We start from the raw sequence: 8586 nt of genomic DNA, 5'->3' as shown, positions 1-8586 counted from the left end.
CGGATCACGCCGAAATAGCCGAGATCGACGCTGCGGTCGGCCGGGCGCAGGCGCGCATCGTAGGACGGCGTCCAGCGCGCGCCCGCCACCGCATAGGACACGTTCAGATCGAGCTTGCCGGCGCGCGCCAGGTTGACGCGCAGCGTGACGGTCTTGGTGCGGCGGTTGAGCTGGCCCTGCAACTGGCCCAGCTCGCCTTGCGCGGCGGACAGCTGGCGCTCCAGGTCGTCGCGCTGCTCGGCCACGCGGCGCAGGCCGGCGAGCGTGCGGCTGAGCGTGTCGGCGCTGAGGGCCTGGATCGCCTTGAGCTCGTCCAGCGTCGGGCGCGGGCCGTCCTTGGCCGGCTCGGTGGCGCCGCGCTGCATCATCGCCACCAGCTCGCGCTGGTTGTCCAGCACCGCCGCCTCGTCGTCCAGCGCGGCCTGCTGGCCCTGGAGCTTGCGGATCTGGTCTTCCAGCTGCTTGACGCGCTCGTTGGCGGTATCGGCCTGGAAGGCATCACGCACCCGCACGTCCAGCAGGGTGGCCTGGCCGCTGCTCTTGGCCGAGACCTGCAGCGAGTTTTCCTGCAGGCTGGCGGGCAGCTTTTCCAGGACCAGCTCGTGTTCGCCGGCCGGCAGTTCGCTGCTGGCGGCGCGGGTGACGACAGCGCGGTCCTGGTAGACCGTCACCGCGCCGATGGAGGAGGCCAGCCCGGCCGCCGCGGCCAGACCGGGGGGCGTGGCGATGGCCACGGCCAGAAGAGTACGTTGCACGTGTGCACCTATAGGCAGGTTGCGCCGGCCGGCCTTCCGGTGAAGAGGGTCGCAGCGGCGATAGCGCGACAATTTACAGGGCGCGGCGGGGCACGGGTTTACAGAAGATGACAAAAGCGACAGGGCGATACCGCCCTGTTTTCAGGCGGGCGCGGACGGCTCGGGATGCGCCAGCCGCCACAGCATCTCGACCGCGTTGCGCGCGGCGACGGAGCGGTCGTGGCGGCGGTAGGCCATGTCCAGCAGAGCGTGGGGCGCGTCGCCCTTGATCGGCCGGTACTCGATGCCTTGGGCGCCCATGTGGCGCATGGCGGCGGGCACGATCGAGATGCCGACGCCGGCCGCCACCAGGCTGACGATCGAGGCCATCTGCGGCGCTTCCTGGATGACGCGCGGCGTGAACCCGGCGCGCAGGCAGGCGTTCTGGATCGCGTCGTACAGGCCGGCGCCGATGGGGCGGGGGTACAGCACGAAATCCTGGTCGGCCAGCGCGGCGATCGGCACGCTGCGCTTGCGGCTGAGCGGATGGTCGGGCGGCAGGGCGATCAGCATGGGTTCGTCGAGCACGCGCTCGGCCTCGAATTCCGGATCCAGCACGTACGGCGGCCGCACGAAGGCGACGTCGACGGCGTTCTCGCGCAGGCCGCGCAGCAGGCTGACGGTGTTGCTTTCGGTGAGGCTGATGCGCACGTCCGGATAGCGGTCGCGGAAGGCGCGGATAGCGCGCGGCAGGTAAGGGTGGAACACGGCCGAGGCGGTGAAGCCCACCGTGATGGCGCCGTGCTCGCCGCGTCCCAGGCGGCGGGTCGTGTCGATGGCGCGGTCGGCGCTGGCCAGGATGGCGCGGGCGTCTTCCAGGAACTGCGCGCCGGCCTCGGTCAGCTCGACCCCGCGCGGCAGGCGCAGGAACAGCGCGGTGCCGATCTCGCGCTCGAGCTGCTGGATCTGCTGGCTCAGCGGCGGCTGGCCGATACCCAGCCGGGCGGCGGCGCGGGTGAAGTGCAGTTCTTCCGCGACCACGGTGAAATAGCGCAGGTGCCTGAGTTCCATCGTTTTAAAATATAGGGAGTGCCGGTTTCATATATTGGACATATGCAGGGGAAAAGTCTACCTTGATCGCACGGGTCCGTTGCCCGATGTTTTCGAGAATTCCGATGTCCACCGCCTCAGCCGTTCCCCCATCTTCCTCCGCCGCGCCCCAGGCCGAATACCTGGCGCGCGGCACGCCGGCCTTGCGGCGCGCCCAGTGGGCGCTGTTCGCGGCCGGCTTTTCCACGTTTTCGCTGCTGTATTGCGTGCAGCCGCTGATGCCGCTGTTCACCCAGGCCTTCGGCGTGTCGCCGGCCCAGAGCAGCCTGGTGCTGTCGCTCTGTACCGGCCTGCTGGCCGTGGCGATCTTCCTGGTGGGGCTGTTTTCGCAGGCGCTGCCGCGCAAGCGCATCATGGCGCTGTCGCTGTTCGCCTCGGCCGTGCTGGGCACGGCGGCGGCGGTGGCGCCCGACTGGCACAGCCTGCTGGTGCTGCGCGCGTTGCAGGGCGTGGCGATGGGCGGGGTGCCGGCGGTGGCCATGGCCTACCTGGCCGAAGAGGTCGAACCCGACACGCTCGGTTTCGTCATGGGGCTGTACATCAGCGGCAGCGCCTTCGGCGGCCTGTCCGGGCGCGTCATCACGGGCCTGGTGTCCGATCATTTCGGCTGGCGCGCGGCGCTGGGCACGCTGGGCCTGCTGGGCATTGTCGCGGCGCTGCTGTTCATCTGGCTGCTGCCGGCTTCGCGCCGGTTCACGCCGCAGCGTTCGCGCGGCTGGGCCGGCGTGGCCGGCGACGTGCGCGACGGCATCGGCGCGCACCTGCGCAACGGTCCGCTGTGCGGCCTGTTCGCCATGGGCGGGCTGCTGATGGGCGCCTTCGTCACCGTCTACAACTACGTCGGCTTCCGCCTGCTGGCGCCGCCGTTCTCGCTGAGCCAGACCTTCATCGGCTTCATCTTCGTGGTGTACCTGGTCGGCATCTTCGCCTCGACCTACTTCGGCCGCCTGGCCGATCGCCACGGCCGCGGCGCGATGCTGGCGGCGGGCACCGGCATTGCGCTGGCGGGCCTGCTGCTGACCCTGTCGGACACGCTGGTGGTGCTGGTCGCCGGCATCGTCGTCTTCACCTTCGGCTTCTTCGCCGCGCACGCGGTGGCCAGCGGCTGGGTCGGCCAGATGTCGCGCGGCTACAAGGCGCTGGCGGCCGCGCTGTACCTGCTGGTGTACTACGTAGGTTCCAGCGTGCTGGGCTCGCTGGGCGGCCACTTCTGGACCGATGGCGGCTGGCCCGGCGTGGCGGCCATGGCCGGCAGCCTGCTGACGGCGGCGTTGGCCATCAGCGCGGCGCTCTACTGGCGCACGGCGCGCGTGCCGCCGGCCTCCGCGGTGGAGCGGGGCGCGTCCTGAGCATCCTGGATGTCCCGTTGACGGGCGGGCATGCGTCGCCGGCCACGTGCCTTCGGGCGCGTGGCCATCGCGCCTTTCGGCGTCGGCGCCATCGGCCTTTCGGCGCCGGCAACTAGGCTGGGGTGCGGACCGGCGGCGCCTCGACCGGGGCCTCGGCGGCCAGGGTGGCCTCCATGCCCTGGCTGAGCGTCGCCAGCAGCAGGTGCGGCGCCAGGTTCAGCTGGGCCAGCACCACGCTGCTTTTGGCCAGCCGCGCCAGCTCCTCGTGTTTCAGGCCTGCCAGCCATTGACAGGCGCGTTCCGATATCTGCATGCCCGCCATCGCCGGCAGGTTGCCGGTGCGGGCCATCCGCTGCAGCAGCAGCAGATACATCAGATTGGTTTCGTGGATATCGCGCAGAAGTTCGGTTGATCGCGGCATCGGGTGCCCCTCACTTCATTGAATCCGCGACCCGGCGGTTGCACGGGCCAGGAACAGGCAAGGCGCGAGGCGTCCTGTATGGGCGTCTAGTCAAGCCCGCGAGGGCTTGCGTGCCGATATGGTTTGTCGATCATATTTAAGCGATCAGGGGCCGTCAGTAATGGATTTCCCTGTACTCGGATTCGGCATATCCTCATATTCTGAAACAGACGCATTCTCATTTATAATGCCCAGCACGTTGGGCGGCGCATCACCCGCGTCCGCCTGTAGTCCGCCACCCCGAGAGGCCCACGATGACCCTAGCATTCCAGGAGCCCAATTCGCTGCAGCGCGAACACGCGGCGCTGCTCGCCGCCTATGGCCAGGCGCAGGGCCGCTGCAGCCGCCTGCTCAGCGCCCAGGCGCAGCGCATCCAGCACCTGGAAGGCGAGGTCCTCAAGCTGCGGGCCGCGGTCATCCAGCGCGACACCGCGCTGGCCTGGGCGCGCGAAGACCGCGCCGCGCTCGAGGGCGCGATTCCGGGGCTGCCCAAGCGCGTGGCGCTGGCCCGGCGCGTCACGCAGCTGATGGAACGGGTGCAGAGCCTGATGCGCGAGCGCCTGGCCTGGCAGGACCGCGCCGCCGCCGCGCGCGCGCGTCCGCTCGACAGCGCCGCCGAGCCCGCCGTGGCGCCCGCGGTGATCGCCGCCGCGACCTTGCGCGAGAAGTCCGTGCTGTGCGTGGGCGAGGACGCCATGGCCCTGATGCTGACGCGCAAGGTGGTGGAAATGGCCGGCGGCCGCTACCTGGGCCACTGCGGCGGCGAAGGCGCCGACGGCGACACGTTGGAAGCCAGCCTGGTCGCCGCCGACCTGGTGATCTGCCAGACCGGCTGCGTCAGCCATGGCGCCTACTGGCGCGTCAAGGATCACTGCACCCGCACCGGCAAGCAATGCGTGCTGGTCGACAAGCCCGAGGCGCTCACGGCGCTGGGACTGGCGCGCGAAAGCGCTGATCTGCCGCGCTGAACGCGTCCGCGGCATCAATCCGGCGCCTGCGCGCGCCAGAGCCGGGCGTATTCCCCGTTGGCCGCGAGCAGCGCGGCGTGGCGGCCGCGTTCGACGATACGACCGTCGCGCATCACCCAGATGGCGTCGGCATCGACCACGCTGCGCAGTTGATGCGCGATCGCCAGCACGGTTCGGCCACGCGCCAATTCGTCCAGCGCTCGCTGGATCTCCCAGGCATTTTCAGGATCGACGCTGGCCAGGGCTTCATCCAGCACCAGGATGGGCGCGTTCTTGAGCAGGGCGCGGGCGATTGCCAGGCGCTGGCGTTCGCCGCCGGACAGGCGGATCACGGATTCGTCCAGCACCGTCTCGTAGCCTTGCGGCAGCCGCTCGATGAACCCATGGGCATGGGCGGCGCGGGCGGCGGCCATGACTTCGTCCAGGCTGGCATCGGGCCGGCCCAGCCGCAGGTTGTCGGCGACGCTGGCGCGGAATAGCGCGACCTCCTGCAGCATCAGCGCGACGCGCTGGTTGAGCGTCCGCGCCGCCATGTCGCGCAGGTCGACGCCACCGATGCGGATGGCGCCGCGGTCGGGGTCCCACATGCGCGCCAGCAGGCTGGCCAGCGTGGACTTGCCGCTGCCCGACGCGCCCACCAGGGCCACCCGCTGGCCCTCGGTCACGACGCCATCGATGCCGTCCAGCGCCGGCCGCGCCGCGCCGTGATGGCACAGGCCGACGCCTTCAAGCGTGAGGGTATTGCCGACGGGCATGCGTGGCGCGGCCGGCTGCGGCAGCGGCGGCTCGGCCGCCAGGGCGCGGATATGGGCCAGCGTGTCGCGCGCGTGGCGCAATTCGGCCAGGTTCAGGCCCAGGTCGCCCAGCGCGCGAAAGTAGCGCAGCGACACCACCAGGAATACCAGGAAATCGACCGGCGCCAGACGGACGCCGAGCCCCAGCGCCGCCGCCAGCGCCACGGCGGCAAAGCCCGCCTGCAGCATGCAGCCGAACAGCAGCAACGCCGGCGCGGGCGCCAGCTCGGCACGCATCTGTTCGCGCCGCAACCGGTCCAGCAAGTCCAGGGCGCGCGCCAACCGCGCCCCGCGCCGGTCGAACTGGCGCAGGTCGCGCTGGCATTCGGCCTGTTCGAGCAGCGCCGCCACGGTCTGCTCGCGCAGGGCCGCCAGCCGCGTATCGGCCCTCGACAGCAGCCGATGGGACCAGGGGATGACAAGATAGGCGGCGGGACCCAGCACGGCGCACAGCAGCGCCAGCGCGGGCTGCAGGGCGCACAACAGCAGCCACAGGAACAGCGGCACGGCGGCATTGGCGACCGACAGCCCCCAGACCCGCGCCACGATCTCCTGATAGTGGGTATAGCGGCCGGTCAGCAGTTCGACGATGGCGGCCCGGCGGCGTTGTTGCAGCCGGCCCAGCGGCAGCCGGCCGAGTCCATCGGCCATCCGTAGCCGCGCGTCGGCCGCCAGCGTGTATACCGCGCCGAAATTGAGGACGTTGGCGCGCGCCTTCAGCCACACCAGGGCGCCATTGCAGGCCGCCAGCGCCAGCAACACCTGCAGCGCGAGGCTCGCGCTGGCGCTGCCCGCCATGACGCGGCCGAGCGCGTGGTACAGCACCAGATACGGCAGCGTCTCGACCAGGGCCGCCAGGATGCCGCAGGCCAGCCCGCGCGCCAGGCGCGGGTCCTTGCGGCCGGCCAGGTCGAAACCGAAGTCGGGCATCATGGCGCGCTCGCGCCGGACGGCGCCGGTTCGGCGCGCGCCAGTGTCCACGCCGGGGCGCGGGCCTGGGCCCGCCACAAGCGCCGGTACACGGCACAGTCCGCCAGCAGCTCGGCGTGCGTGCCGATGCCCTGGATCCGGCCTGCGTCCAGCACGATGATGCGGTCGGCCGCGGGCGCCTGCGCCAACCGGTGCGACACGGCAATCACGGTCCGATCCGCGGCCAGGCGCCGCAGCGCTCGCTGGATGCCGCGCTCGGTGGCCGGGTCGGCGGCGGAGGTGGCCTCGTCCAGCAACAGCACCGGCGTGTCGGCCAGCAGGGCGCGAGCCAGCGCCAGGCGTTGCCGCTCGCCACCGGACAGGCTGGCGCCGCGTTCCGCCACGGGCGTGTCCAGGCCTTGCGGCAGGCGCGCCAGCAGGGTCTCCAGACCGGCCGCGCGGACGGCCCGCGCGATGGCGTCGGCGGATGCGTCCGGACAGGCGATCAGCAGGTTTTCGCGCAGGGTGCCGGCAAAGACCAGTATGTCCTGGAACACGCACGACACCCATTCGGCGCGGCTGGCGGCGGGCACCTCGAACCAGGATACGCCGCCCACCTCGAGTCGTCCGGCGCGCTGTTCGCAGGCGCCATACAACAGGCCCAGCAGGCTGCTCTTGCCCGCGCCGCTGGGGCCGACGATCAGCGTATAGCCGGGGCTGGGGGCCGCCAGCGTCAGGTCGTGCAGGGTGTCGGGACCGTCGGCCGGACCGGCATGCACGTGTTCGAGGCGCAGGTCGAAACGGGGCGGCCGCGCCCGCGGCGCAGGAGCGGGCGGCACGGCCTGGTCGAGCAAGGCGACGACGCGGCGCGTGCCCAGCATCTGCCTGCGCAGCGCGCCGAAAGCGCCCAGCAAGCGCAGCAGCGGCGCGGTCAGGCCCGCGCCCAGGGTCACGAACAGCAGCAGGCCGGCGGGCGACAGGCTACCCTGCGCGGCCAGCAGGATGCCGGCGGGCAGTACCACCGCCAGGTTGGTCGACAGGGCGACGAAGAACAATGCATAGGGAATGGCGGTGCGGCGTGTCACGTCGTGGGCCAGCGTCGCCAGCGCATGCACCGCCTGGCGCAGCGCCGTCATGGAGGTCGCGGCGCGGTCGTGGGCCTTGAGCGTGGCGATGCCGTTGATGTGTTCCAGCAGCGCGTCGTTCGCGGCGGCGTCGGCGGCATGCCATTGCCGCAGGATGGGGTCCAGCCCGCGGAAGCTGCGGCGATAGGCCCACAAGGCCAGCGGCAGCAGCGCCAGCGAGGCCAGCGCCATGCGCCAGTCCAGCGCGAACAGCCCGGCCGCCGCCAGCAGCGGCACCGCCAGGCCGGCGACCGCGTCGGGCAGCGTATGGCCGATCACGCTCTCCAGGCCATTGATGTCGTCCACCAGGGTCTTCTTCAGGGCGCCAGCCCGCCCGTGCGAGGCGGACAATGGCAGCCGGCCGAGCTGGCGCAGCAGGTCGGCGCGCAGCCGCGCCTGGATGCGGAAGGCGGCGGCGTGCGAGGCCACATTGGCGGCGCCGAATACGGCCAGGCGCGCGACGGCGGCCAGCAACAGCGCGCCGGCCAGCGCCGCCAGCGAACCGGTCGCCGCGGCCGCCGGGGCGGTCAGCGCCATGGCCATGCGGTAGATCAGCCAGTAGGGCAGCAGTTCCAGCGCGCTGGCGGCGATCGCCAGCGCCACCGCCAGCGACAGCAGCGGCGTTTCGCCGCGCGCCAGCCTGGACAGCAGGCGCAGGTCAGCGCGCATGGCGCGCCCCGTTGCCGCCCGCGGGCGCCAGGCGCCAGGCCAGCAGCGCCGTGGCGGCATAGCCGACCGCTGCGGCGGCCAGGGTGGCGCCATAGCCCCAGGCGGCCGCCACGAAGCCGCTGGCGCCGAAGCCCGCCATGGCGGCCACCGACATCATGGCCGTGAGGAAGGTGACGTCGGCGGCGGCGCGTCCGGGCCGCGCCAGGCTGTAGAAATAGGTGTTGAACGCGACGTTCTGCACCGCCAGCGCGCTGAAGATGACGAACACGCTCAACAGCGTCCAGGGCCGCGCCGCCAACACCCCCTGCGCGCCGGCCAGCAGGGCGAACGGCGGGGTCAGCAACAGCGCGCTGGCCAGCACGGCGCGCGGCGCGGGCAGGCGCCGCAGCCCCAGCCCGGCCAACGGTCCGGCGCTGGTGAAGGCCAGCACCGTGGCCGCCGCGATGACCAGGCCCACCTGGGGCAGCTG

General features: G+C 71.8%; 8 protein-coding genes. 2 read left to right on the top strand and 6 right to left on the bottom strand.

Going from position 1 to position 8586, the window contains the following annotated elements:
- Positions 1 to 755: mucoidy inhibitor MuiA family protein (locus AOZ49_RS25285; protein WP_231690440.1), on the bottom strand; the 755-nt coding region annotated here is incomplete at its 3' end.
- Between the two features lie 141 nt (positions 756 to 896).
- Complete coding sequence (locus tag AOZ49_RS25280; protein WP_054478437.1) at positions 897 to 1805, bottom strand: LysR family transcriptional regulator; 909 nt, start codon at positions 1803 to 1805, stop codon at positions 897 to 899.
- A gap of 104 nt (positions 1806 to 1909) precedes the next feature.
- Here AOZ49_RS25280 and AOZ49_RS25275 point away from each other — a divergent pair, with 104 nt between their 5' ends.
- Positions 1910 to 3193, top strand: a complete 1284-nt coding sequence (locus AOZ49_RS25275) for an MFS transporter (protein ID WP_054434915.1) — start codon at positions 1910 to 1912, stop codon at positions 3191 to 3193.
- A gap of 112 nt (positions 3194 to 3305) precedes the next feature.
- On the opposite strand, the gene AOZ49_RS25270 is transcribed toward AOZ49_RS25275, so the two are convergent.
- Positions 3306 to 3614: a flagellar transcriptional regulator FlhD gene (locus AOZ49_RS25270; RefSeq protein ID WP_054478435.1), complete on the bottom strand. Its 309-nt coding sequence runs from the start codon at positions 3612 to 3614 to the stop codon at positions 3306 to 3308.
- Positions 3615 to 3907: 293 nt separating this feature from the next.
- On the opposite strand from AOZ49_RS25270, the gene AOZ49_RS25265 reads away from it, so the two are divergent.
- Positions 3908 to 4621: a DUF2325 domain-containing protein gene (locus AOZ49_RS25265; protein ID WP_054434919.1), complete on the top strand. Its 714-nt coding sequence runs from the start codon at positions 3908 to 3910 to the stop codon at positions 4619 to 4621.
- Between the two features lie 14 nt (positions 4622 to 4635).
- Here AOZ49_RS25265 and AOZ49_RS25260 read toward each other — a convergent pair whose 3' ends face one another.
- The 3 genes from AOZ49_RS25260 to AOZ49_RS25250 form a co-directional block, all read right to left on the bottom strand.
- The gene (locus AOZ49_RS25260) at positions 4636 to 6348 is read right to left on the bottom strand and encodes an ABC transporter ATP-binding protein (protein WP_156333514.1); all 1713 of its coding nucleotides are present in this window, start codon (positions 6346 to 6348) and stop codon (positions 4636 to 4638) included.
- A complete protein-coding gene (locus AOZ49_RS25255; RefSeq protein ID WP_054460666.1) occupies positions 6345 to 8117 on the bottom strand; it encodes an ABC transporter ATP-binding protein in 1773 nt (590 codons plus the stop codon). The genes AOZ49_RS25260 and AOZ49_RS25255 overlap by 4 nt, the downstream gene beginning before the upstream one ends.
- Positions 8107 to 8586, bottom strand: a 480-nt coding sequence (locus tag AOZ49_RS25250; RefSeq protein WP_369815872.1) for an MFS transporter, incomplete at its 5' end; no start/stop codon positions are given. The genes AOZ49_RS25250 and AOZ49_RS25255, both read right to left, overlap by 11 nt.

This window comes from Achromobacter sp. 2789STDY5608615, from assembly GCF_001298995.1.
Lineage (GTDB): Bacteria > Pseudomonadota > Gammaproteobacteria > Burkholderiales > Burkholderiaceae_B > Achromobacter > Achromobacter insuavis.
This window is presented reverse-complemented; position numbering and strand designations above follow the sequence as displayed.